Origin of the sequence: Sphingobium fuliginis, assembly GCF_004152845.1 — a bacterium.
GTDB lineage: Bacteria > Pseudomonadota > Alphaproteobacteria > Sphingomonadales > Sphingomonadaceae > Sphingobium > Sphingobium fuliginis.
In genome coordinates this window covers 1-22,528 of the sequence record NZ_SEON01000014.1, presented here as the reverse complement: position 1 = coordinate 22,528, position 22,528 = coordinate 1, and the positions used below count along the sequence as shown (strand labels likewise).

The window sequence follows — 22,528 nt, the reverse complement described above, 5'->3', positions numbered from 1 at the left end:
GCCGCTCACCCTTTCGCCCGCGCGGCATGCGCGGGCCTGCCGCCGTCGATCGCGACCGGAGCAGCCTGGCCGGACACGAAACGTGCCAATATCTCGTCCTTGGGGCCGAAGCCCTCCATCCGGCCGTGGCGCATGAACATGATGCGGTCGACTCCCGCAAGAATGGAGGGGCGATGCGACACCACCACCGCTATCCCATTACGCTGGCGGATGCCGGCGATCGCGGCTTCCAATGCCGCCTCTCCTTCGGCATCGAGGTTGCTGTTTGGTTCGTCCAGCACCACCAGGAACGGATCGCCGAACAGAGCGCGGGCGAGTGCAATGCGTTGGCGCTGGCCCGCGGATAGACTGATGCCGTCACGCCCCACCCGCGTTTCGTAGCCCTGGGGCAGACGCACGATCATGTCATGGCATCCCGCCGCTATCGCCGCCGCCACCACCGCTTCGGATGGGGCGGCGGGATCGAAGCGGGCGATATTCTCGGCGACGCTGCCCTCCAGCAGCTCGACCGTCTGCGGCAGATAGCCGATATGACGGCCCAGCCGATCCCGGTCCCACTGGTCGAGCGCCGCGCCGTCCAACCGGACGCAGCCGCGCACGGGCGGCCACACGCCGATCAGCGCCCGCACGAAGGAGGATTTGCCCGCCGCGCTGGGACCGATGACGCCCATCGCGCTGCCGGCCGCCAGACTGAAGTCCAAGCCATGGGCGGCGAGTGTCTGGGTGCCGGGCGGGACGATGACCAGTTGTTCGGCCTGTACTTCGCGGACGGGCGGCGGCAGGGTGGTCGAGATACCGTTTTCCGCCGGACAGCGGGACAGCAGCTCGGTCAGCCTGAACCAGCCCTGCCGGGCGGAAACGAAGGAGCGCCAGTTGCCAATCAGCTGATCGACCGGCGCCAGCGCGCGCGATCCCAAGACCGAGGAGGCGAAGATCGCGCCGCCGCTGGCCTCTCCTCGGATCACCAGCACGGCTCCCACCGATAGCAGCAGCGATTGCAGGAACATGCGGCCGGTCTTGCTGACCCCGCCCAACGCCCCGGTCGTTTCGGAGAGGCGGGTCTGGGCCCATTGAAACTGCCGGTTGATGCCGGCCCAGCGTTCCAGCATCACGCCGCGCATGCCCATGCTGGCCAGCAGTTCGACATGCCGCACATTGTCGGCAGCCAGCGCCTGCCGCTGACCCGTCACTTCGGCCAGCGTTCGCACCGGATCGCGCGTCGCCCGATCGGTGAATAGCGTCAGCCCGAACAGGGCGATCGCGCCCAACAACGCCGTGAGGCCGAGATAGACATGCAGCAGCGACAGGATCAGCAGGAAGAAGATCACCCAAGGCAGGTCCAGCAACGTCATCGGTCCCGATCCGCCGAGGAAGGCGCGGACGTGATCAAGGTCGCGCATGGGCTGAAGCGGATCGCCCGCGCCGGCGGCGCTGCTCAGCGAGGATCGGAACATGGCCTGCTGCACCCGCGCCGAAAGGGGGCGCTCCAACGCATTGGCGACATCCCCCATGATCCGCGCCCGCATCGTGTCGAGCATGGCCTGAAAGCCGTAGACGAGCGCCACCATCAGAAACAATCCCGCCAGCGTCGCGAGATTATGGCTCGGCAGAACCGAGTCATAGACCAGCATCAGGTAGATCGAACCTGCGAGAAGCAGGATGTTGAGGACGACACTGAGCGCCAGCACCGTCCACAGGGCGGACCGGTACGGGCCGACCATCCGGGCCAGTTCCTTGTCCTTGAGCAGGAGCGAGAGGGCTGAAAAGCGAGGCTGCATGGCCCGTCAAATCCGTTCTTCGTGGCTGGAGCGGGCGCGGCCACCGCGGCCCGCCCGCCATCGATCCCCGGCGGTCAGAGCAGGAAGTCGCCCGCCGCCAGATCGATATTGCCGTTCAGCTTGATCTCCAGATCGGCCCCGTAGGCGGCATTCACCCCGACATAGACGGTCGTGACATTGGTGCCGGCATCATAGACGTAGCCGACATGCCCTTCCGCCACGGCGCCCGCCGCCGAAAGCGCGTCGTCGAAGATCAGCACGCCGCCATTCACACCGGCCGTGTACAGCGCGGTCAGATCGATCCTGTCGCCCTGTGCTTGCGAGAAATCGGTGATGGTGTCGCCCGTATCCCGGACGTCGAGATAGCGGAAGGTGTCCGCGCCCGTCCCGCCGGTCAGCAGATCGGCGCCAAAGCCGCCGACGATCAGATCGGCGCTATTCTGTCCGAAGATCTGATCGTTGCCGGACCCGCCATAGATGTCGTCCGCGCCGTCCAGAGCCGACGAAGAGGCTGCCGGCGCCTGATAGCCGTAGAGGAGATCGTCCCCGGACCCACCCCATAGCTTGTCCGCTCCTGTCCCGCCATTCAGGGTGTCGTTGCCCGCCTGTCCATAAAGCTGGCTGTCGTTCCCGTCGCCCGCATTGATGATGTCGTTGCCGGCCCCGCCTGCGATCTTGTCGTTATTGACCGAGCCGGTGAGCGTGTCAGGTCCGCTCGATCCGGTTTGCGCATTGGCCCCGGTGACGGTCTCACTGTCATTGTCGTTCGGATCGCCCGTTCCGGTGAAGATCGTCGGCGCGACATAGGCGAAGTCGCTATGTCCGTTCACGGTGATGACGACATTATGACTGGTGCCGTCCGCAGATTGCACCACGAATGTTTCCGTCGGATGATCGCCGTTGTTGAGAGCGTTCGTGTCGGCGTCGCCGTTGAGCAGCGCATAGGTCCACAGGCCGTCGCTGCCCATGCTGAAGTTGCCATAGGTACCGCTCTGGCTGGTAGAGGTAAAGCTCGTCGGGCCATCCGGATCGGAAAGGGTCAACTGCCCCTGTGCCGTCGTGAGCGCGGCGTCCTCAGTCACCGATCCCGTATCGACGCCGCCGATCAAGGCTGGATCAGCGACCGCATCCAGCACGAAGCCCTGCGTCGCGGCGGTCGAACCGCCATGGCCGTCGACGACACTGTAGCTGAGGCTGACCGGGCCGTTATAATTGGCGGCCGGTGAGAAGGTCCAGGTGCCGTCGCCGTTGTCGGCGAGCGTGCCATGATCGGCGGTGAGGCCGGAGATCGCGAGCGTGTCGCCGTCGACATCGGAGAAGCCAGCCAGCAGATCGGTGGCCGAGATGGTGTAGCCGGTGTCTTCCGTGCCATGGGCGAGTGTGGCCGCCATGCCGGTCAGCGCGGGCGCGTCGTTGACTGCATCCAGCACGAAGTCCTGCGTCGCGGCGGTCGAACCGCCATGGCCGTCCACGACATTGTAGCTGAGGCTGACCAGGCCGTTATAATTGGCGGCCGGTGAGAAGGTCCAGGTGCCGTCGCCGTTGTCGGCGAGCGTGCCATGATCGGCGGTGAGGCCGGAGATCGCGAGCGTGTCGCCGTCGACATCGGTGAAGCCAGCCAACAGGTCGGTGGCCGAGATGGTGTAGCCGGTGTCTTCCGTGCCAGGGGCGAGCGTTGCCGCCGGAGCCGTCAGAACGGGGGCATCGTTGGTGCCGTGGATGATGATGGTAATATTCGTGCTATCGGTGCCGCCATGACCATCGCTCACCTGCACGCCGTAGGTCAGCGTCAGTGTCTCGCCGGCGGCTAGGAAATTGAAGGCCTGCGTGCCCGAGTTGAAGTTCCAGCCAAGATTGTTGTGATCGCCGCTGTTAGCTTCGAGTGCGCTGGACGGCGACAAGGTCAGCATGGCTTTCAGCGCGTCGTTGCTAAGGCCGCCGGAGGGCCCGTTCACCGTCACGCCGCTCACGACGGAGGAAATCTTGTCCGATGTATCGACATCAGTGACTGTCAACGTACCGGCTTTGCTCAGCCCGCTGTTGGTTTCGTCAAGGCTCGTGGCGGCGCTGTCGCCGCTGGCGAGGCTGATGACGGGCGCGTCGTTCGTGCCGACGAAGGTGATGGTGGCTTCGGCGACGCTCAACGTGCCGTTCGCGAGCTGAATGGTATAGGTCACGCGGTCGACGATCGTTTCGCCGACGCCGAGATGATCGATGCTCGCCTGCAGACTGGAAGAGACGAGATACTCAAGCTTGCCATTGTTGATGCGAATGCTGCCGCCCCGTTCCGTCGGTTCCCAGGCGCCGCCAGGAGTGTCTTTCGTGATCAGTTGGCTCGTGTTGTAGTTTACGGCGCCGCTGTCGGTCTGATCGGTGATCGAATAGAGGCTCTTGGCGTTGCCGCCCAGATCGTTCGCCATGACATCGAACGTCAATATGTGAGTCGCGTTCCCTTCCGAGACGGAATAGAAATCGTCCACAGCCTGCGGCGTGTTGTACATCGACGTCGTGTTTACCGATGTAGTCGAATTCGCCATGTTCACTATCCCCCCAAACATGTCTGTCGCTGTTAATAAATCCCGACGGATCTGGTGAACCATATAGAATTTGGAGAAAACTGTTACCAATGATTGTTGGTTAAAATTAATAAGTTGTCCCTTTAAAGAACATATATTTTATTAATTAAGACTAATCGTATATAACAAACGGCATAAATATCTAGTTTGATATATATCATCGGCAATATTATTGCGCCATTGCTACTCGGCTGAAAAAGCGCGGAATCGTAAACTCAAGACGGGCGCGCACGATTGGGATGCATGTGGCGGACCAGCCTGTTCAAACAAACGGCAGCTTCCCCATGGATCCTGTTCTGGGATCGGCCAAAGAGCATTCCGGCTATGAAGCCGGCGCTCAGAAGATCGATTGCACCATGCCCCAACTCCTTCAAATTCTTCGCCTCTCCGCTTCGCAATGAGGCGGGGATAACAGCCTTCGCGGCAAGTTTGGCGATCACCCCTCTTTCCCCCGCAGAATGATAACATAATGGCGCAAAGCTATTGCGTCGTCACAGCTCTTCAGGAGGCTATAAAAATGCCTTCTTAATAAAGGGGTTACGCCAATGCGAGGTGAAGGACGGCGCGGAGCGATTGCGCATTCCGTATCGAAAGCAGGACGGCTGGCGAGCGACAGTATCGCAGCGCTGGTCGTGGGTGGATTGATGGTGCTGCCCGACAATGCGGAAGCGCAACCGGCGCTGCGCTTTTGGGATGGCAGCGATCCGGCCGAGCATGAGAATGGCGTCATCGACGGTGGCTCGGGCGTCTGGAGCGCCACCGACCCGAGCTGGACCGACAGCAGCGGCACGGTGAATGGTCCGATGCGGCCCGTCCCCGCCTTCACCGTTTTTCAAGGACAGGCCGGCACGGTAACGATCGACGACAGGAGCGGCGTACCGGCTGTCACCGGCATGCATTTTCTAACGGACGGCTATCGGCTCGTCGGCGGGCAACTGAAACTCGATGGTGGCGCCTACACCTCGGTTCGTTCAACGGCGGGGGCGACCACGCGGATCGAGGCCGAACTGACCGGCAATGGAGGCGTGTTCTTCAATGATTTCGGCACGGTCATCCTGACCGGCGCGAACAGCTATCAAGGCAATACGCGCGTCGATGGCGGCACGCTGATCGGCAACGCGGATTCGATCCGCGGCAATCTGGAAAATGGCGGCACCGTCATCTTCGATCAGAATAGAGACGGAATCTTTGCCGGGGGCGTAAGCGGCCTGTTCAGCTTCTGGGGCTTCATGATCAAACGGGGTGAAGGCACGCTGACCCTTGGAAGCAGCAATAATCTGGATTGGCGTGTGGAAGAAGGCGCTCTGGTGGCTCGCGCGGCCGGCTTTGGCGGCAATGTCGAGATAGGTGCGGCGGGACAACTGACCTTCGACGCGGGCGAGGGGGCGGAGACGGAAACCCTCTATCCCTACGCTCTTTCGGGTAATGGCCGTTTCGACATCAAAGGGGCCAGCATGCTCGTCCTGACCGGCCAGTCCACATTCTCCGGCCGGACGGAGGTTGTCGACAGCGCGCTGCGGGTGGATGGCGCATTGGGCGGCACGCTCCATGTCGGCGCACATGGCATGTTGAGCGGCGGTGGGCAGGTCGGCGCCGTGGAGATCGCCACAGGCGGGCGCCTGACGGGCAGGGCCGGCGCGACGCTTCATATGGGAAGTCTTGTACTTGGCGCCGGTTCGATCACCCAGGCCAGTTTCGGGACGACGCAAGATCCGGCGCTGTTCGATGTAGCGGGCGATGTGACGCTGGACGGCACGCTGCAGGTTTCCAACGGCGCGCCGTTGGGTGAAGGGCTTTATCGGCTCATCAGCTATGGCGGCCAGCTCACCGATGGAGGGCTGGAGATCGGTGCGCTGCCGCCCGGTCAAGCTGCCGACGGTCTTTCGATCCAGACTGCGACCGTGGGGCAAGTGAATCTTCTTTCCGGCACGGCGGCGCGGCCCTTGCAATTCTGGGACGGTGGCGACCCGACCCGCTATGGAAACGGCCGGGTGGACGGCGGCCCCGGCGTCTGGCGCAACGGAGCTCTTAGTTGGACCGGGCAGGACGGAACCGTCAACGAGGCTGGAAAGGCCAATGGCTTTGCGATCTTCACCGGCAATAGCGGGCAGGTGCTGATCGACAATAGCGCCGGGGCGGTAAAAACCGGCGGATTGCAGTTCGCGACCGGCGGCTATGTCCTGTCGGGAGGCACACTGACATTGGCGGGGGGGGATCGCACGGTCATCCGCGTCGGCGCGGGCAGCGTGTGGGATTCCGGCCTGACCGCCGAAATCGCCGCGCCCCTGGCCGGAGCCACCACCCTGGTCAAGCGCGATGCGGGCACGCTCATCCTGTCCGGCGCCAACAGCTACACGGGCGATACTGAAGTCGAGGCGGGCACGCTGATTGGCAATAGCCGCGCGCTTCGCGGCAATGTCAGCAATGCGGCGACGCTAGTGTTCGACCAGCGGGAGAATGGCAGTTTCTCCGGCGCGATCCGGGCGCTCGATGGAAACGCCGGGACGATGGTGAAAAGGGGCAGCGGCGTGCTGACGCTCACTGGCCCCAGCGCGCTCGACTGGCGATTGGAAGAGGGACGGCTGACGACCGCGGCGAGCCGCTTTACAGGCAATGCCGACCTGCGGCCGGGCGCGGAACTTCAGTTCGCAGAGACCAGCGCCAGCCGCTATTCCGGCCGGATCGGCGGCAGCGGGCGGTTGATCAAGGCGGGCGGCGGCGCGTTGACCCTCGATGGCGATTCCTCCGGCTTCACCGGCAGCACCCAGCTTCAGTCCGGACGGCTGATACTCGAGGGAAAGCTGGGCGGCCAGATTGCGGTGGAGGCGAACGCGATGCTGGCCGGCCGCGGGACGTTGGGTTCCGTCCGAGTCGCTCCCGGCGGCAGGATCGCGCCCGGTCCCGGGATCGCAAAGCTTCATGTCGAGGGAAATCTGACCTTCGCGCCGGGAAGCCGCTATGAGGTGGAGGTCGATCCGTTCGGTACGTCGGCGGATACGATCATCGTGACCGGCGTGGCGACGCTCGGCGGCACAGTCGCCCATATCGGCGCCAGCGGCAATTACCGGCCCAGTTCCACCTACGTGATTCTGCTCGCGGAGGGCGGGGTGCAGGGCCGGTTCGACGGGGTTACGTCCACCTACGCCTTCCTGACGCCTCAGCTCCGCTACGGCCGTGACAGCGTGAGGCTGAGGCTGGATCGCAATGATGTCCGGTTCAGCGATGTCGCCGCATCCTCGAACCAGCAGGCGACCGGTGCGGCGCTGGAGAGGATGGCGGCAGGCAGCAAGGTACAGGACGCCGTGTTGATGAGTGATGCCGAGACGGCGCGCGAAGCCTTCGATCAGCTGTCCGGCGAATTTCACGCCTCGCTGCGTGCCGCGTTGATCCAGAACAGCAGCCTGTCGCGCGATGCGGCGCTGGACCGATTGCGCGGGACGGTTTCGGACCGTCCGGGGCTGACCTATTGGGGACAGGCGCTCGATGCCTGGAGCCATTGGCGCAGCGACGGCAATGCCGCGCGGTTCGAACAAAGTTCGTCGGGCGGACTGATAGGCATTGAGGCTCAGGCACCCGGCAGCAGCTTTCGCCTCGGCATGGTCGGCGGCCACAACCGCGATCGCATGAGGGGAGAGGGGCAGGCGGATGTGGACAGCTACCACGCCGGGGTCTACGGCGGCGGGACGCTGGGCCGGGTGGCGTTGCGCGGCGGGTTGGTCTTCGCCTGGCAGGATGTAGCGGTCCAACGTTCCGTGCGCTTTTCCGGTTTTGCAGACGGTGTCGCCACCCAGTATCGCGCAACGACCGCGCAGATGTTCGGAGAGACCGCTTATCGCATCGAGACGGCGGCGGGATCGATCGAACCCTTCGCCAGCATCGCGCATGTGCGGCTGGATGTCGGTCGCGGGCAGGAAAGCGGCGCGGCGGCGGCATTGCAACTGGAAGCGGATTCCCTGCGCACCAGCTACGCGACCGCGGGCACGCGCGGCGACCTCGATCTGGCTGTAGGAAGCGCTCGGCTCGCGGTGCGCGCATCGGCGGGCTGGCAGCATGTTTTCGGAGATCAACTGCCGGTGGTTCAGGCTGCCCTTGACGGCCAGCGTTTCGCGGTCAGCGGCCTGCCGATTGCACAGGATAGTCTGGTCAGCGAATTGCGGTTGCATGGCGCGATCCGCGACCGGTTGCAGGTCAATCTCGGTTATCAAGGCGCCCTGGCCCGTAGCGGGCAAAATCATCAGTTTCAGGCCGGCCTGAACTGGCAATTTTGATCTTGCAGAAGAATTGAAGGCAGCTTTCCCGAATTGTTTTCCGCTGACGGTCGTTCGGAAATCGGCCAATTTTAGGCTTTGAAAAATGAGAAAATGGACCGACCGGACCTCGGAGCAAGAAATTCGCTCCTGAGCGTCTTGGAACGGGTTGACACCCGCCTGTAACAGCGTCTCGGTTACGGGAGCCTGGCCCTTCAAGGCGTTGCGCACGTCCTCGTCGCTTCAACGATAGGAGAGCCAAAGATGACAGGTTAATGCGCCTGCTCATGGCGTCTCCAGCATTCACCCCGGCGCGTCGAGCGCGAGCAGATCCTGTTCTTCGGGATGGCGTTCGATATAGGCTGCGACAAATTCGCAAAGCGGTATGACCTTCAAACCCTGTTCGCGCGCATCCTGAAGCGCGGCGCTGATGAGGCGACTACCCAAGCCTTACCCTTCAAGAGCCTCGGGCACCTGCGTGTGCGTAAAGACCAACGCGCCGTCGCGGCGATCATAGACGGCAATGGCGAGTTCGCCCTCTATTGCCAACTCGTATCGCCCTTCCTTTTTATTGTTCCGAACGTCGCTCGTGTCGGACATCATCCTGCCTCCTCATTTTGTGCGCCCCACTCACTTGCCCATCAGATGAAGTCATTGATCGCCAAGCTGGGTGTTGGATGGCTTTCATGTGGGCTTGGCGATGAGTTTGGGAAGTCGCACGAGGTTGTAGGCGATCATTCGGAAGGGGAAGGCGGCCTCTGCTCTGGCCAGGCCCCTGACCTTGAGCCCGGCGATACCGCCGACGGTCTTGGCCCAGCCAAAGGCCTCCTCGATCCGTTTGCGGATGCGCAGGCTGACGGCATAACTATCATGACCGGTCGTGCGGCGGTCGATCAGATAGCCTATCGATGTTTCGGGCGCCCCATGTCATGGTGCCGAGGCAGATCAGGCTGACCTCGATCCCGGTGCGTCCCAATGTGCGATATTCCATTCCGTATCCCTGTAGAAGCTGGCCTCCGCCCATTCTCCTTAGACGCTGGAGGCGGCAGGACACTCAAGATAATTTCATAAAGCGTTGAGCAAGCCTGTTTTCACGGTCGCCGGAGCCCGGCGGAACGCGAGAATGGCCGCGCGGCCGCCGATCGTTTCGTGCTGCGCGCGCTCCGGGTCGTGAAAGGACCGATTGCGGCCCTCCGTTCCGCCCGCTAAGGTCGCCATGGTTCTTTGTCATCGAAGGATCACCGAACGCCCTTGTCCAGCCGGGACGTCCGACAGGGATGACCGGCGCCGCGCCGAACCGCGGTTTTCTGCAGATCTGGATATGCCCGCCACCGTGCCTGATTTACCTGATCCAGCGGATGCGCTTGCCAAGGCCGGTCGCCGCCTGGATGCTCGCGGCCTGGCGCCCGCGACCGCCGGCAATTATTCCGCCCGGCTGGCCGACGGGACGATCCTCATCACCCGGTCGGGGGCGCATAAGGGGCGCCTCGATGCAGCGCAGTTCATGCGCGTGGCGACGGACGGCACGGCCATCGACGCGGGTCGATCCTCTGCCGAAACGTTGCTGCACTGCCTGATATATGCCGTCGATCCCGCCGCCGGGGCGGTGCTCCACACCCACTCCGTCGCCGGCACGGTCCTCAGCCGCGCGCTGGCCGGCCGGGACGGGATCGAGCTGGCCGGATATGAGCTGCTCAAGATTTTTCCGGGCGTCGCGACCCATGAGGCGAGCGTCACCCTGCCCCTGGTCGACAACAGCCAGGACATGCCCGCGCTCGCCGCTCTGCTGCGGCCGATATTGCTGGCGCAGGAGCGGCTGGTGCCGGCTTTCTACATTCGCGGCCACGGGCTTTACGCCTGGGGGCCGACGCTGGACGCGGCCGAGGCGATGGTGGAGGGGTGCGAATTCCTGCTGGCCTGCGCCTGGGAAGAGGTGAAGCTGAGGGGAGGGGCCGATGACCAGTCTGATCCAATATGACGACAGCCCGCCGCATGGAGCGCGGGGCCGGTTGGACGATCACGGCGCGATCGCCGCCATTCTGGAGCCGACGGGCGTGCGGCTTGAGCGGTGGGAGGCGGGCGCGACGCTCTCGCCCGACGCGGCGGATGCCGAGATCATGGCCGCCTATGCGGAGGACATAGAGCGGCTGAAGGCGCGGGGCGGCTACCGGTCCTGCGACATCGTCAAGATGACCCCGGACCATCCCGACCGCGAAGCCATGCGTGCCAAATTCCTGGCGGAACATGTGCATGACGATGATGAAGTCCGCTTCTTCGTCGAAGGAGCGGGCCTGTTCTACATTCGCTTCGGCGGCACGGTCCATGCGCTGGAATGCACGGCGGGGGACCTGATCGTCCTGCCCGCAGGGACGCCGCACTGGTTCGACACCGGGGAGCGGCCGCGTTTCACGGCCATCCGTCTGTTCACGACGCCGGAAGGCTGGGTCGCGCGGTTCACGGGCGATGAGATCGCCCGCGCCGTCCCCCTCTATCAGGGGGCGGCATGAGGCCGGGCGCAATCGTCACCGACATAGAGGGCACCACGTCCAGCATCGCCTTCGTCCATGACGTGCTTTTCCCCTATTCCCGTGCGCGGCTTGAGCGCTTCCTCACCGATCGTCCGGACGCGGCGGCGGCGATATTCGATGCCGTGCGCGCGGAAGCGGGCACGGACCTGGACCGGCAGGCCTGCATCGCCCTTCTGCGCCAATGGCATGATGCCGACCGCAAGATCGGGCCGCTCAAGCAATTGCAGGGCATGATCTGGGCGGACGGCTATGCGCAGGGGCATTTCACTGGCCATGTCTATTCCGACGCGGCCGAAGGGCTGCGCCGCTGGCATGACGCGGGCATTGCCCTGCATGTCTATTCGTCGGGGTCCGTGGCGGCGCAGAAGCTGCTCTTCGGGCATAGCGATCATGGCGACCTGACGCCGCTGTTCGCGGGCTATTTCGATACGGCGGTCGGCGGCAAGCGGGAAGCGCGCTCCTATCGCGCCATTGCCGATGCGCTGGACCGCCCGCCCGCCGAGATATTGTTCCTCTCCGACACGCCGGAGGAACTGGCGGCGGCGACAGAGGCGGGCCTTGCCGTGACCCTGCTGGCGCGCGACGGGGCGCCGGCAGACAGCCGCTTTCCCATAGCCGACAGCTTCGACGCCATCGGATGGCAGGAGGATCGCCGATGAGCTACACCGCCCTGGACGACCGCAGCGTCGGCCCCTTTCTGGCCGATATAGCCCCCATTGCCGAGCGTCTGGGCGGCAGGCCGGGCGATTGGACGGTGGCGGAGGTCGGGGACGGCAATCTCAATCTCGTCTTCCTGGTGACCGGGCCGTCGGGGGGCGTCGCCGCCAAGCAGGCGCTGCCCTATGTGCGCATGGTGGGCGAAAGCTGGCCGCTGCCGCTGTCGCGTGCCTATTATGAGCGTCTCGCCCTGGCCGATCAGGCCGCCCATGCGCCTGCGCGCGTCCCCGCGCTGCTGCATCATGACGATGCCATGGCGCTCACGGTGATGGCGTTGCTCAAACCTCACCGCACCCTGCGCGGCGCGCTTGTCGAAGGGGAACGCTACCCGCTGCTTGCCAGCCATCTGGCCGAATTCCTGGCCGATACGCTGTTCTTCACCTCCGACCTCGCCGTGCCGGTGGTGGACAAGAAGGCGCGCATCGCCGCCTATCTGGGCAATACGGCCATGTGCCGGATCACAGAGGACCTGATCTTCGACGAACCCTATTTCGACGCGCCCATGAACCGTCATACCCGGGGGCTGGAGGACATCGTCGCCGCCTTCCGGACGGACGTGCCCCTCTGCCTTGCCGCGCAGCGGATGAAGGCGCGCTTCCTCGCCGCGCCGGAGGCGTTGCTGCATGGCGATCTCCACACCGGATCGGTGATGGTGACGGCGGACGATACGCAGGTGATCGATCCCGAATTCGCCTTTTACGGGCCGATCGGCTTCGATGTCGGCATGGTGCTCGCCAATCTCTGGATGGCCTATCTCGCCCAGCCCGGCCAACGTCCGGCGGAGCGGCCCGACCCCTGGCTGCTGGACCAGTCCGAAACATTGTGGAAGGGCTTTGCAAAGCGCTTCACCGGGCATGGGAACGCCCTCGATCCCCAGGCGGAACATGGCGCGCTGCATGCGCTTGCCAGGGGCGATGCCGATCTGCGCGCGGCGGCGATGGAGGATGTGCTCGCCGGCATCTGGACCGACGCGCTGGGCTTTGCCGGTTGCGAGATGATCCGGCGAATCCTCGGCCTTGCCCATGTCGCTGATTTCGAAAGCATCGCGGATGAAGCCTTGCGCGCCGATTGCGAGCGCCGGGCGCTCCAGATCGCGCGCAGGCTGCTGGTCGATCGCGCCGCCTTTTCCGGCATCGCCGCCGTGTCGCATGCAATCCGGCTGGACAGGGCGCCCGCATGAGGCTGGAGGGCAGGGCCACACGCTCCATATGGCTGGAGCCGGATGGATGGAGCGTCGGCATCTTCGACCAGCGGCGCCTGCCCTGGGCGTTGGAGCGGCTGGTCCTGAAAACGCCCGGACAGGCGTTCGACGCCATAGCCGACATGGCCACGCGGGGTGCGCCGCTGATCGGCGCCGTCGCCGCCTATGGGCTGGCGCTGGCCTTGCGCGAAGATCCGAGCACCGCGTCGCTGGAGCGCAGCTTCGCCCATCTCGCCTCGGCGCGCCCGACGGCGGTCAACCTGCGCTGGGCGCTGGAGAGGGTGCGGGCCGCCGTCGCGGAACGCCCGGCCGACGAACGGGCGGCGCTGGCCTATGCACAGGCCGCCCGCCTCTGCGACGAGGATGTCGCGGCGAACCGGGCGATAGGCGAAGCCGGCCTGCCCCTCATCCGGGAAATCGCCGCGCGCAAGGGCGGGGAACCGGTCAATATCCTCACCCATTGCAATGCCGGCTGGCTGGCAACGGTGGACTGGGGCACGGCGACCGCGCCCATCTATCTCGCGCATGACGAGGGCCTGCCCGTCCATGTCTGGGTGGATGAGACGCGACCCCGGAACCAGGGCGCGCTGACCGCTTTCGAACTGGCGGGCCACGGCGTCCCGCACAGCGTCGTGGTCGACAATGCCGGCGGCTTGCTGATGCAGCAGGGCAGGGTGGACATGGTCATCGTCGGCACCGACCGGGTGACCGCCAATGGCGATGTCTGCAACAAGATCGGCACCTATTTGAAGGCGCTGGCGGCGCAGGCGCATGGCATAGCCTTCCACGTCGCGCTTCCTTCCAGCAGTTTCGATCCCGCGACGCCGGACGGCGCGGCCGTGCCGATCGAGCAGCGTGCCTCCGACGAGATACGCTTCATCCCCGGTCCCGATGATCATGGCGCGCAGACCCGTGTCGGCATCACCGCATCGCCCGCCTTCAACCCGGCTTTCGACATCACGCCAGCCGGCCTGGTCACAGGCTATGTCACGGAAAAGGGCTTGATCAGGGGCGCGGCGGGCCTTCTCACGCTCCGTTGACCGGTACCGGGCTGAGCGGCTTGACCTCGCGAATGACGACCAGCGTCTTGAACGTGCGGATGCGGTCATTGGCGGCGAACAGGCGCTGCGCCAGATCGTCATAGCCCTCCATGTCACGCGCCACGATGCGCAGCGCGAAGTCATGATCCCCGGTGACGTTCCAGGCCTCCAATATCTCGGGCTCGTCGCGGAATATCTCCATCATCTCGTTCATCGTATGCGCGCTTTCGCGTTCCAGCGAGACGAGGACGATCATGGAGAGGGGCCAGCCCAGATTCCGCGGCCTGACGATGGCGATCTCGCGCTCGATCACCCCGATCGCGCGCAGGCGCCGAATGCGGCGGTAGCAGGCGGGCGGCGACAGGCCGACGGTTTCGGCGAGGGCGGAGACCGGTCGCTGCGCATCGGCCTGCAACAGTTCGACCAGTTTCCGGTCGAAGGAATCGAGGAGATCGTTTTTCATCGCCCCCAAAGGATAGGCGATAAATTTTATCGGAAAAGCGACAAAATCGAACGCACTTATCGCATGCGTTGCGCTAGCTATGCCGCGTCCGTCCATCCATATTCGAGTGTTGCATGTCCAGCGTTGCCGCGCCCCGCCCCCTTTCCACGCGCGTGGATCCTGTCGCCTTCGGAGCGCTCTCCCTCTCCCTTTTGTCGGTCACTTCCGGCGCTTCGCTGGCCAAGCGGCTGTTCCCGCTCGTCGGGCCGGAGGGGGCGACGACGCTGCGCCTCATCGTCGGCGCCGTGATCCTGTCGCTGGTGTTCCGGCCGTGGCGGCTGGACTGGCGGGCGGGCTGGCGGCCGCTGCTGGCCTATGGCGTGGTGCTGGGCGTCATGAACCTCTCCTTCTACAATGCGCTGGCCTATATTCCGCTGGGGCTGGCGATTGCGATAGAGTTCACCGGCCCCCTGACGGTCGCCCTGCTCACCTCCCGGCGGAAGCTCGATTTTCTCTGGATCGGCCTTGCGGTGCTGGGCCTGGCCAGCCTGCTGCCGCTCTGGGGCGCGGCGTCCCAGCTCGACTGGCGCGGCATTGCGCTGGCGCTCCTCGCCGGCGCGTGCTGGGCCGGCTATATCCTGATCGGCCGGCATGCAGGCCGCATGCACGGAGCGGCCGCGTCCGCCGGCGGCATGATCGTCGCCACCCTGCTCGTCGCGCCGGTGGGATTGGTCCATGCCGGTGCCGCGCTGCTGACGCCGCAGGCGCTGCTGCTTGGCGTGGCGGTGGGCATCGTGTCCAGCGCCATCCCCTATTCCCTGGAGATGGTCGCCCTGCCCAGATTAACGTCCAACACCTTCGGCATCCTGATGAGCGCGGAGCCGGCCGTCGGCGCGGTCATGGCGCTGATCCTGCTGGGCGAGGTGCTGACGCTGTCCCAATGGTTCGCGATCGGCCTCATCATCTGCGCGTCCATCGGCACGGCGGTCACCGCCCGGGCGGGGGATGCGATGGAGCAGCCCTGATCGCCCGGCGGCGCAACCGGAAGGGCGGCTGACCTATGTGACGCAAGGGCCGGGGCGACAATTGCCGTCACCGGCGGCAAGCCGATCCTGCAGCGGCGGCGCACCGCCATCGGGCACAGTGAGCCTCTGCCCGGCCAGACGCATGCGGAGATCGTGGGCAGCGTCGACGATGGCGAAGCTTTGCAGGCGATGGCGATCGCGGCGCGCGGATGGAGCCCGCTGCCGCATCCCGTTGCGATCCGCAGCCTGCCGGCCCGGCGCGATGGCGGGCCGAACAGGGAACCAATGCCGGGTGCGGTCCATTCCACATCCATGCACATCATCAGCAAAGCCGCCGCCATGCCCGCGACCGGATCGGCAGGAACCGGATCATGAGCAGGGGGCAGGACGCGACCTCGCCCTGGCGGATGCCCGCAGGCGCGTGGAAGGACGTGCTCATGCGCACATGGAAGGAAAGCGCGGCGGACAATGTCGGGCTGGTCGCTGTGGGCGTGTCATTCTATGCCTTCCTGGCGTTGCTGCCCCTGCTCGGCGCCATCGTGCTGACCTATGGGCTGGTTGCCGATCCGCAGACGGTGACGCAAAACATGGCGGCGATGACGCGGGTCATGCCCACGGACATCGCCCGCTTCATCGGCGAACAATTGATGTATGTCGTCCAGACCTCTGGCGGGAAGAAGGGGCTGGGCGTGCTGGTGGCGCTGGCGCTGGCGCTGTTCAGCGCGCGCAATGGCGCGGCGGCGATCGTGACGGCGCTCAACATCGCCTATGAAGAGGAGGAGAAGCGAGGCCTGGTGAAGGTGAACCTGCTGGCGCTTCTCATCACGGCCGGGGCGGTCGCGATGGCCGTATTCGCCCTGCTGTCCATGACCGTCCTTGCCTATGTCGAGCCCTGGCTGCCGTCATCGCCGGTCCTTGCCATGCTGTCCAGGCTCATGTCCTACCTCCTCCTCGCGCTGGCGGCGGCGGCAGCGGCGGCGACGCTCTACCGCTTCGGTCCGTCGCGCGACCGCGCTCGCTGGATGTGGCTGACCCCCGGTTCCCTGTTCTTCGCGGCGGCATGGGTGCTGCTGACGCTCGGCTTTGGAATATATGTGGCGAATTTCGGCAATTACGGGGCCACCTATGGATCGCTGGCGACCGTCATCATTTTGCTGACCTGGCTCTATCTGTCCAGCTACATCCTGATCTTCGGCGCGGAACTCAATTCGGAACTGGAGCATCAGACGGCGCGCGACACGACCGAAGGCGACGAACGCCCGCTGGGGCAGAGGAACGCCTGGGCGGCGGATCATGTCGCGCAGGGAACGCGGGCGGGCGAAGATGGACCAACCCAAGTTACCAAATTGGGTTAGTCCAAATCTTCGCTGAAGGATCATCGATATTCATGATCTTTCGACGGTCCGTCCAAATATCGATTCACCGCAAATCGGGGAAAAGGCACGGAACCGCGCCAGTTTCATACTGTTCATCCCGTACAGCCCAGGAGATGAACTTATGCAGACGCCATCCGATGACCGCAACGACTTGCGCAGCGAACTGCGCAACGATGCCGAAAACCTGACCAGTGCCGCGACCGACCGCCTCCATGAAGAGGTGGACGCGCGCAAGAGCCCGCTGGTCGATCAGGCCAAATCGGCCTCCGCCGCGCTCGACCGGGCAGCGGGCGAACTGGGCGAAGGCGCGATGCTGTCCTGGATCAGATCGACGCTGGAACAGGGCGCGCAGCAGATGCGGCGCCTTGCCGAAACCATCGAGCAGAAGGACTCCCGGGAACTGGCCGGCAGCATCCGCCACCTGGCCCGCGACAATCCCGTGACCTTCCTGACCGCCTGCGCGGCGGCGGGATTTGCCGCCAGCCGCATCTTCCGGGCGGAGGCGGACGGCAGCGCCTCAGGTGCCGCCATGGCACCGCCGGCGCCCCAGCCGCAGCCCTATACGACCGTCACGACGCCCGTGCCGCCTTCCGGAACGGGAGGGGTGATATGAGCGACCCGCAACCGGACCGCGCCAGCGTCGCCGGAGCCGGTGGCGGCAGGGACGAGGACATAGCCTCGCTCCTCCGCGCGCTGATGGGGCAGGGGACGCATTTGGCCGAACAGCAGATCGCGTTGTTGAAGGCCGAAGTGCGGGAATCCGCCACCAGCGTGAAACTGGCCGTCGGCTCGGTCGCGGTCGCGGCCGTGGTCGGCATCGCCGGGCTTGGCGTATTGCTGATGGGCCTTGCCTATCTGCTGGCCGACGCCATCGACCATCTGGGCCTTGCTACGCTGATCGTCGGCATCGTCGCCCTGATCGTCGCCTTCATCCTCTATCGCGGGGCGCTGGCCAAGGTTCGCGCCGCCGAACTCGCGCCCGAACGCACGCAGCACGTGCTGGAACGCACACCCTCCGCCCTGCGCGGCGACCTCAATCCGGAGCACAGACCATGACCGACACGCTTGACCGAGATCCCGACGCCATAGAGCGCGACATCCGCCGCACGCAGGAGGATATGAGCCGCACGATCGACAGGATCGGAGACCGGTTGACGCCGCGCAACCTGTTCAATGCCCTGCTGGACAAGGCGGATGAACATCATGTCGACGCCCGGACGCTGCTGGACGGCGCGCGGCGCAACCCCATCGCGCTTGGGCTGATCGCCGCCGGCACGATCTGGCTGATCAGCGACAAGGACTCCCCATTCCCCAGCTTCGGCTCCGGCACGGGCAACCGCCATGTCGATCCGCACCATCGCGATTATGTGGCCCATATGTCCGGCATCGAGATTCGCGATGGGGAAGATGCGATCGCCTATCAGCGGCGCCGCGACGCGGCACGCGCCAACTATCTGATGCTCGAACGCCGGCACGATGAGGATGAGAGCAGCTTCCGCCAGCGGCTCGACGACCTGACCGACAAATTCCGGGAAAAGCGCCATGCCTGGGCGCAGGGTTCGGGGCAGGCGCGCGACGCCGCCGGACATGCGGCCACGCAGGCCACCGAAAGGGCCCGCAGCCTTTATGACGACAATCCCTTCGTCGGCGGCCTGATCGCCGCTGCGGTGGGCGCGGCGCTGGGATCGGTGCTGCCGCTCAGCCGGACGGAACAGGAAAGGCTGGGTGCGCTGGGCGAGAAGGCGCGCGGCATGGCGGCCGAGCAGAAGGACGCTTTGGCCGAAACGCTGCGCGAAAAGAAGGACGAGCTTGTCGAGAAGGCGGATTCGACGCTCCAGCAGGGTGGACATTCGGCGCCCCCGCAACCCTACTGAACGGGACGGGGGTGATGCCGCGCCGCCACATGCGCATGATCTGCATCTGGCCGCGCGGTTTATGCACTCGCAAAACAGCCGCTTGATCTCCACGTTGGCGCGATGAAAGTGTCGACCTTCGCCAGCGCTGAACCCGCCATCCTCAACCGCCGCCTGCCCGATCCGGTGCGGGCGGTGATTTTCGACATGGACGGCACGCTGCTCGATACCGAAGCGGAGCATCGGCGCACCATGGCGGAGGCGGCTGCCGCGTTGGGCTGGCCTTTTTCCGAGGCGTTGCAGCTTGCCATGGTCGGCATTCACCGCGATGCGAACCGGGTGATGCTGGCGGAGCATTTCGGCGCGGACTTTCCGCTGGAGCAGTTCTACGCCGACAGCGACCTGCTGTTCGAGGCGGCGTTGGAGGCCGCCATTCCGAAGCGGCCGGGCGTCGAACCGGCTTTGGCCGGGCTTGCCGCGGCAGGCATTCCCATGGCCGTCGCGACCTCGACCGAGGCGCCCCATGCCTGCCATCGCCTCGAAAAGGCGGGCTTGCTCGACTATTTCGACGTGGTTGTGACGCGCAACGATGTGGAACGGCCCAAGCCGCATCCCGAACCCTATCTGCTGGCGGCGAAGCGCCTGGGCGTGGCGGTTGCCGATGCGGTGGCGGTGGAGGACAGCTATGCCGGAGTGCGTTCGGCGGCGGCGGCCGGCATCGCGACCGTGATGGTGCCTGACCTGCTCCCGCCCACCGACGCGGAACGGGCATTGGTCGCGGCGGTGCTCCCCAGCCTGCACGACCTTGCCGCCATGATCCTGCCCTCGGCGAAGGGCTGACCCTGCTCGTCCCGCGATCCTGACCCTTCGTCGCAAAGCCGGTTGCGTCGCCCGCGCTCTTGGAATTGGGGAGCCGATGTGGGACAGCGGAATCTGGATCGCTGACAGGAAGATACCGGGACCTTATGCCGCTGCCTAGCCGATGGAAGATCCTGCCCTGGGCTTGCGGTGCCGCCGGCATCGCGCTTTCGGCCGCATCGGTGCGGGCGGCCGATCCCGCACCGTTCGAGCTTGGCGGGCCGGGCCTGCGCATCACGGTCATGCGGGGCAAGGACGTGCTGCCCATTGCGCAGGTGCCCAGCCTGGCCGAAGGCGACAGGCTGTCGATCGGGGCCGACCTGCCGGAGGACCAGGGCGCAAGATTCCTGCTGCTCTCCACCTTCCTGCGGGGCGCCACCAATCCGCCGCCCAAGGATTGGATCAAGTCCGCCGAAACCTGGAAGAAGAAGGCGAAGGACAACAGCCTCAGCCTGACCGTGCCGAAGGGCGCGCGGCAGATGACGCTGTTCCTGGTGCCGGATACGGGCGGCGCGGAAGGCACGATCGAAGATGCGGTGCGCGGCAAGCCGGGGGAGTTCATCCGCGCGACGCAGGAACTCAATCAGGCCTCGCTCGATCGGTCGCGGCTGGATGCCTTCATGGCGGCGATCCGGGCGCAGGAAAACACCCATCCCGAATATCTGCGTTCGGTCGCCCCTGCCTTGGCGCGCAGCCTGTCGATGAAGCTGAATGACGAATGCCTGTCCAAGGTGGTCGAGCTTCAGGCCAATTGCCTGCTGGAAAATCGCGAACAACTGGTGCTGGCTGACGTGCACAGCAGTTCCATTGCAGAGACTCTGACCGGCGCGCCCACCGATCTGGCGCTGCAACTCAGTTCCACGCGGGAGGCGGGCTATGGCTTCTACAGCCCCTATATCGGCGTGGTGCGCGATCTGGCGAAGATTTTCGGCGCGTTCAGCAATCCGGAGTTCGATTATCTGCCGACGCTCAGCGTCCGGCGGGACGATGCCGCCGCGCTGCTGCTCAACAAGGCGCCCTCGTTCCAGAAACCCAAGTCGGTGCTGGTCGTCGGCATGCCCGCGATCGAAGCCGACAGCCCGCCCCGCCTGCGCAGCGCGGCCAGCGGCCCGATCTGCGCGGCGCGTCCCGGCGTGGTGCTTCCTGTCGAGGGCGCGCCGCTCATCTATTCGACCGCCTATGCGCGCAACATGACGGTGAAGCTGACGGCCGCCAGCGGCGAGACGATAGACCTGCCCCTGGAGGCGCGGGCGGACCGGGGCGGCTATGTCGTCAAGGGCAATGATCCGCTTCCTGCCGTCTTCAAGGGTACGGTGAAGGGGCATCTTTCCGGCTATTGGGGTTTCGAGCGGTTCGAAGGACCGGACTTCTCGCTGCAACTGCCCGGCGACGCGCGGTGGAAAGTGGCGGGCGAGGAACCGACGCTGGTGGTCGGTCGCGACAATGGCCTGACCCTGACCGGCGAAGCGCCTGCCTGTGTCGAAGGCGTGACCTTGCGGCAGGGGGACGGCGCGCCCCAATCCCTGCCGTGGAAGGTGCAGGGGACGGACGCCCTGCTCCTGACCCTTCCACTGGCCGACCGCAAGCCCGGCGACATCAGGATAGAGGTCAAATATCAGGGCGTCGCCACGCCTTCCGTCCTGTCGCTCAAGGCCTATGCCCAGGCCAGCAGGCTGGACGCGCTCAGCCTGCATGCCGGGGACAACAGCGCGGTCCTTTCCGGCCAGCGGCTGGATCAGGTCGCCGCGGTTGAGCTGTCCGGGATGGTGCTGGCGCCCGGTGAACTGGTGCGCGACGGGTCCGTGGACCGGTTGCGTCTTTTGACGAAGGGCGAGGGCGCTGCTCTGAAGGCTGGCGACCGGGCGACGGCGCGGGTACGGTTGAAGGACGGCCGCTCCGTCGATCTGGCCGCCACTGTAGAGGAAGCGCGCCCCCGGCTGGCCCTGCTCAGCAGGAGCGTTTCGCAAGGTACGGGCGCAGGCCGCAGCCTCCAGCTTTCCGGGGAGGATCTGCTGCCCGACGACGGGCGTCTGGTCTTCTCGGTCCGGGCGGAACAGGGGGCGGCTTTCCGACCGGACGATGCGCTGGAGGTCGCTTCGGCAGATGGAGCGAAATCCGTCAGGCTGGGAAGCGCCAGCGGGCTTCGGCTGTCCGGCCCGGATGTGATGGTGGCGACCCTGGACCCGGCGGCGCTGGCGCCCGCGTCGGGTCCGCTGCGCTTTCGCCTGTTGCGCGGCGATGGCTCCAGCGACTGGCAGCCGCTCGTGACGCTCGCCCGCCTGCCGCATATCGATGGCGTCAGTTGCGAGGCGCAGGATTGCACGATCAAGGGCCGCGACCTGTTCCTGATCGAGGCCGTGGACGGCGCGCCCGGCTTTGAAAAGCCGACGATGGTCACGCAGGGCTTCACTGGCTCCAGCCTGTCCGTCCCGGCGCCAAGGGACGGCAAATTCTACATCCGCCTGCGCGACGCAAGGGACCAGGCAGTCATACTCGATCTCGGTTGACAGCCGCGTTCAGCGCTTGCGTCCATGAGAGGCCCGGGCAAGCCCAAACCCGCGTCTCCTCTGGTTTTGCGGGAAATTTTCCAAAATCCTATTTTTCCTGTTGACCGACTCATTCGACGCGCCTAGATGCCACTCCACCGACGCGGTGATGACCTCCGGTTTTCGCTGCGAACGGTCGCCAATATCAAGGATGGCCAAATCCTCGAATGAAAGTTCGAGGATCGCTGGTTGTCCGCTTCTGATGTTCGGTGAAGCTCTTTGACATTGTTGATTGATGAAGGGACATGTGGGCGGCGGCTCCGGGTTCTTGTGGCTTCTAGGCGCAGGATACTCGGTTAAATTAGCCATCCTCACAATGTCCTTACACACCATGTAAGATT

Annotated in this window: 21 protein-coding genes and 1 pseudogene; 14 read left to right on the top strand and 8 right to left on the bottom strand. The window is 65.2% G+C overall.

Going from position 1 to position 22,528, the window contains the following annotated elements:
* Window positions 1–5 precede the first annotated feature (5 nt).
* Window positions 6–1,778, bottom strand: a complete 1,773-nt coding sequence (locus EWH10_RS21285) for a type I secretion system permease/ATPase (protein WP_065846300.1) — start codon at window positions 1,776–1,778, stop codon at window positions 6–8.
* A gap of 74 nt (window positions 1,779–1,852) precedes the next feature.
* Window positions 1,853–4,315, bottom strand: coding sequence for a cadherin-like domain-containing protein (locus EWH10_RS21280; RefSeq protein ID WP_165363392.1), 2,463 nt, complete (start codon window positions 4,313–4,315; stop codon window positions 1,853–1,855).
* Window positions 4,316–4,899: 584 nt separating this feature from the next.
* On the opposite strand from EWH10_RS21280, the gene EWH10_RS21275 reads away from it, so the two are divergent.
* Window positions 4,900–8,622, top strand: coding sequence for an autotransporter domain-containing protein (locus EWH10_RS21275; protein ID WP_065846298.1), 3,723 nt, complete (start codon window positions 4,900–4,902; stop codon window positions 8,620–8,622).
* Between the two features lie 282 nt (window positions 8,623–8,904).
* On the opposite strand, the gene EWH10_RS22080 is transcribed toward EWH10_RS21275, so the two are convergent.
* The 4 genes and pseudogenes from EWH10_RS22080 to EWH10_RS21840 all read right to left on the bottom strand — a co-directional run bounded on the left by EWH10_RS22080 (window position 8,905) and on the right by EWH10_RS21840 (window position 9,819).
* The gene (locus EWH10_RS22080) at window positions 8,905–9,048 is read right to left on the bottom strand and encodes a GNAT family N-acetyltransferase (RefSeq protein ID WP_229742777.1); all 144 of its coding nucleotides are present in this window, start codon (window positions 9,046–9,048) and stop codon (window positions 8,905–8,907) included.
* A gap of 3 nt (window positions 9,049–9,051) precedes the next feature.
* The gene (locus EWH10_RS22075; protein ID WP_229742775.1) at window positions 9,052–9,201 is read right to left on the bottom strand and encodes a GNAT family N-acetyltransferase; all 150 of its coding nucleotides are present in this window, start codon (window positions 9,199–9,201) and stop codon (window positions 9,052–9,054) included.
* Window positions 9,202–9,285: 84 nt separating this feature from the next.
* Window positions 9,286–9,495 (bottom strand): annotated as a pseudogene (locus tag EWH10_RS21265) (transposase); the annotation flags it as partial.
* A 171-nt stretch (window positions 9,496–9,666) separates the two neighbouring features.
* Entirely contained in the window at window positions 9,667–9,819 is a 153-nt protein-coding gene (locus EWH10_RS21840) for a hypothetical protein (RefSeq protein ID WP_165363391.1), read from the bottom strand.
* Between the two features lie 115 nt (window positions 9,820–9,934).
* Between EWH10_RS21840 and EWH10_RS21260 the strand changes: the two genes are divergently transcribed.
* From EWH10_RS21260 to mtnA, 5 genes are read left to right on the top strand one after another with little or no spacing between them, the layout of a single operon-like run.
* The gene (locus EWH10_RS21260; RefSeq protein ID WP_229742773.1) at window positions 9,935–10,579 is read left to right on the top strand and encodes a methylthioribulose 1-phosphate dehydratase; all 645 of its coding nucleotides are present in this window, start codon (window positions 9,935–9,937) and stop codon (window positions 10,577–10,579) included.
* Window positions 10,557–11,108, top strand: a complete 552-nt coding sequence (locus EWH10_RS21255; protein WP_065846296.1) for a 1,2-dihydroxy-3-keto-5-methylthiopentene dioxygenase — start codon at window positions 10,557–10,559, stop codon at window positions 11,106–11,108. Before EWH10_RS21260 ends, EWH10_RS21255 begins: the two co-directional genes overlap by 23 nt.
* Window positions 11,105–11,788, top strand: coding sequence for an acireductone synthase (mtnC, locus tag EWH10_RS21250; protein ID WP_065846295.1), 684 nt, complete (start codon window positions 11,105–11,107; stop codon window positions 11,786–11,788). Before EWH10_RS21255 ends, mtnC begins: the two co-directional genes overlap by 4 nt.
* Complete coding sequence (mtnK, locus tag EWH10_RS21245; protein ID WP_130030182.1) at window positions 11,785–13,026, top strand: S-methyl-5-thioribose kinase; 1,242 nt, start codon at window positions 11,785–11,787, stop codon at window positions 13,024–13,026. Before mtnC ends, mtnK begins: the two co-directional genes overlap by 4 nt.
* Window positions 13,023–14,087, top strand: a complete 1,065-nt coding sequence (gene mtnA / locus EWH10_RS21240) for an S-methyl-5-thioribose-1-phosphate isomerase (protein ID WP_065846293.1) — start codon at window positions 13,023–13,025, stop codon at window positions 14,085–14,087. The genes mtnK and mtnA overlap by 4 nt, the downstream gene beginning before the upstream one ends.
* On the opposite strand, the gene EWH10_RS21235 is transcribed toward mtnA, so the two are convergent.
* A complete protein-coding gene (locus EWH10_RS21235) occupies window positions 14,074–14,550 on the bottom strand; it encodes an Lrp/AsnC family transcriptional regulator (protein WP_044662929.1) in 477 nt (158 codons plus the stop codon). The genes mtnA and EWH10_RS21235 overlap by 14 nt on opposite strands.
* Before the next feature lie 113 nt (window positions 14,551–14,663).
* Between EWH10_RS21235 and EWH10_RS21230 the strand changes: the two genes are divergently transcribed.
* The 8 genes from EWH10_RS21230 to EWH10_RS21195 all read left to right on the top strand — a co-directional run bounded on the left by EWH10_RS21230 (window position 14,664) and on the right by EWH10_RS21195 (window position 22,148).
* On the top strand, window positions 14,664–15,554 hold the full coding sequence (locus EWH10_RS21230) for an EamA family transporter (RefSeq protein ID WP_065846292.1): 891 nt from the start codon (window positions 14,664–14,666) through the stop codon (window positions 15,552–15,554).
* Window positions 15,555–15,707: 153 nt separating this feature from the next.
* The gene (locus EWH10_RS21225) at window positions 15,708–15,929 is read left to right on the top strand and encodes a hypothetical protein (RefSeq protein ID WP_065846291.1); all 222 of its coding nucleotides are present in this window, start codon (window positions 15,708–15,710) and stop codon (window positions 15,927–15,929) included.
* Window positions 15,926–16,909 carry a YihY/virulence factor BrkB family protein gene (locus EWH10_RS21220; protein WP_065846290.1) on the top strand — a complete coding sequence of 328 codons (984 nt, stop codon included), beginning with the start codon at window positions 15,926–15,928 and terminating at the stop codon, window positions 16,907–16,909. Before EWH10_RS21225 ends, EWH10_RS21220 begins: the two co-directional genes overlap by 4 nt.
* A gap of 142 nt (window positions 16,910–17,051) precedes the next feature.
* Window positions 17,052–17,543 carry a hypothetical protein gene (locus tag EWH10_RS21215; RefSeq protein WP_065846289.1) on the top strand — a complete coding sequence of 164 codons (492 nt, stop codon included), beginning with the start codon at window positions 17,052–17,054 and terminating at the stop codon, window positions 17,541–17,543.
* Window positions 17,540–17,986, top strand: coding sequence for a phage holin family protein (locus EWH10_RS21210; protein ID WP_025546842.1), 447 nt, complete (start codon window positions 17,540–17,542; stop codon window positions 17,984–17,986). The genes EWH10_RS21215 and EWH10_RS21210 overlap by 4 nt, the downstream gene beginning before the upstream one ends.
* Complete coding sequence (locus EWH10_RS21205) at window positions 17,983–18,804, top strand: DUF3618 domain-containing protein (protein ID WP_065846288.1); 822 nt, start codon at window positions 17,983–17,985, stop codon at window positions 18,802–18,804. Before EWH10_RS21210 ends, EWH10_RS21205 begins: the two co-directional genes overlap by 4 nt.
* Before the next feature lie 108 nt (window positions 18,805–18,912).
* Window positions 18,913–19,623: an HAD family hydrolase gene (locus EWH10_RS21200; RefSeq protein WP_268236573.1), complete on the top strand. Its 711-nt coding sequence runs from the start codon at window positions 18,913–18,915 to the stop codon at window positions 19,621–19,623.
* 125 nt (window positions 19,624–19,748) lie between these two features.
* Window positions 19,749–22,148 (top strand): hypothetical protein, encoded by a 2,400-nt coding sequence (locus EWH10_RS21195; protein ID WP_065846286.1) that lies wholly within the window; start codon window positions 19,749–19,751, stop codon window positions 22,146–22,148.
* 9 nt (window positions 22,149–22,157) lie between these two features.
* Here the strand turns inward: EWH10_RS21195 and EWH10_RS21190 are convergent.
* The coding region (locus tag EWH10_RS21190) for a hypothetical protein (RefSeq protein WP_207212596.1) at window positions 22,158–22,528 on the bottom strand (371 nt) is incomplete at its 5' end.

Bases quoted from the DNA above. Each gene is read 5' to 3' on its own strand.
- mtnA (WP_065846293.1), top strand. From the start codon at position 13,023: ATGAGGCTGGAGGGCAGGGCCACACGCTCCATATGGCTGGAGCCGGAT.
- mtnC (WP_065846295.1), top strand. From the start codon at position 11,105: ATGAGGCCGGGCGCAATCGTCACCGACATAGAGGGCACCACGTCCAGC.
- EWH10_RS21285 (WP_065846300.1), bottom strand. From the start codon at position 1,778: ATGCAGCCTCGCTTTTCAGCCCTCTCGCTCCTGCTCAAGGACAAGGAA.
- EWH10_RS21230 (WP_065846292.1), top strand. From the start codon at position 14,664: ATGTCCAGCGTTGCCGCGCCCCGCCCCCTTTCCACGCGCGTGGATCCT.
- EWH10_RS21210 (WP_025546842.1), top strand. From the start codon at position 17,540: ATGAGCGACCCGCAACCGGACCGCGCCAGCGTCGCCGGAGCCGGTGGC.
- EWH10_RS21205 (WP_065846288.1), top strand. From the start codon at position 17,983: ATGACCGACACGCTTGACCGAGATCCCGACGCCATAGAGCGCGACATC.
- EWH10_RS21220 (WP_065846290.1), top strand. From the start codon at position 15,926: ATGAGCAGGGGGCAGGACGCGACCTCGCCCTGGCGGATGCCCGCAGGC.
- EWH10_RS21255 (WP_065846296.1), top strand. From the start codon at position 10,557: ATGACCAGTCTGATCCAATATGACGACAGCCCGCCGCATGGAGCGCGG.
- EWH10_RS22075 (WP_229742775.1), bottom strand. From the start codon at position 9,201: ATGTCCGACACGAGCGACGTTCGGAACAATAAAAAGGAAGGGCGATAC.
- EWH10_RS21840 (WP_165363391.1), bottom strand. From the start codon at position 9,819: ATGGCGACCTTAGCGGGCGGAACGGAGGGCCGCAATCGGTCCTTTCAC.
- EWH10_RS21275 (WP_065846298.1), top strand. From the start codon at position 4,900: ATGCGAGGTGAAGGACGGCGCGGAGCGATTGCGCATTCCGTATCGAAA.
- mtnK (WP_130030182.1), top strand. From the start codon at position 11,785: ATGAGCTACACCGCCCTGGACGACCGCAGCGTCGGCCCCTTTCTGGCC.
- EWH10_RS21235 (WP_044662929.1), bottom strand. From the start codon at position 14,550: ATGAAAAACGATCTCCTCGATTCCTTCGACCGGAAACTGGTCGAACTG.
- EWH10_RS21280 (WP_165363392.1), bottom strand. From the start codon at position 4,315: ATGGCGAATTCGACTACATCGGTAAACACGACGTCGATGTACAACACG.
- EWH10_RS21195 (WP_065846286.1), top strand. From the start codon at position 19,749: ATGCCGCTGCCTAGCCGATGGAAGATCCTGCCCTGGGCTTGCGGTGCC.
- EWH10_RS21215 (WP_065846289.1), top strand. From the start codon at position 17,052: ATGCAGACGCCATCCGATGACCGCAACGACTTGCGCAGCGAACTGCGC.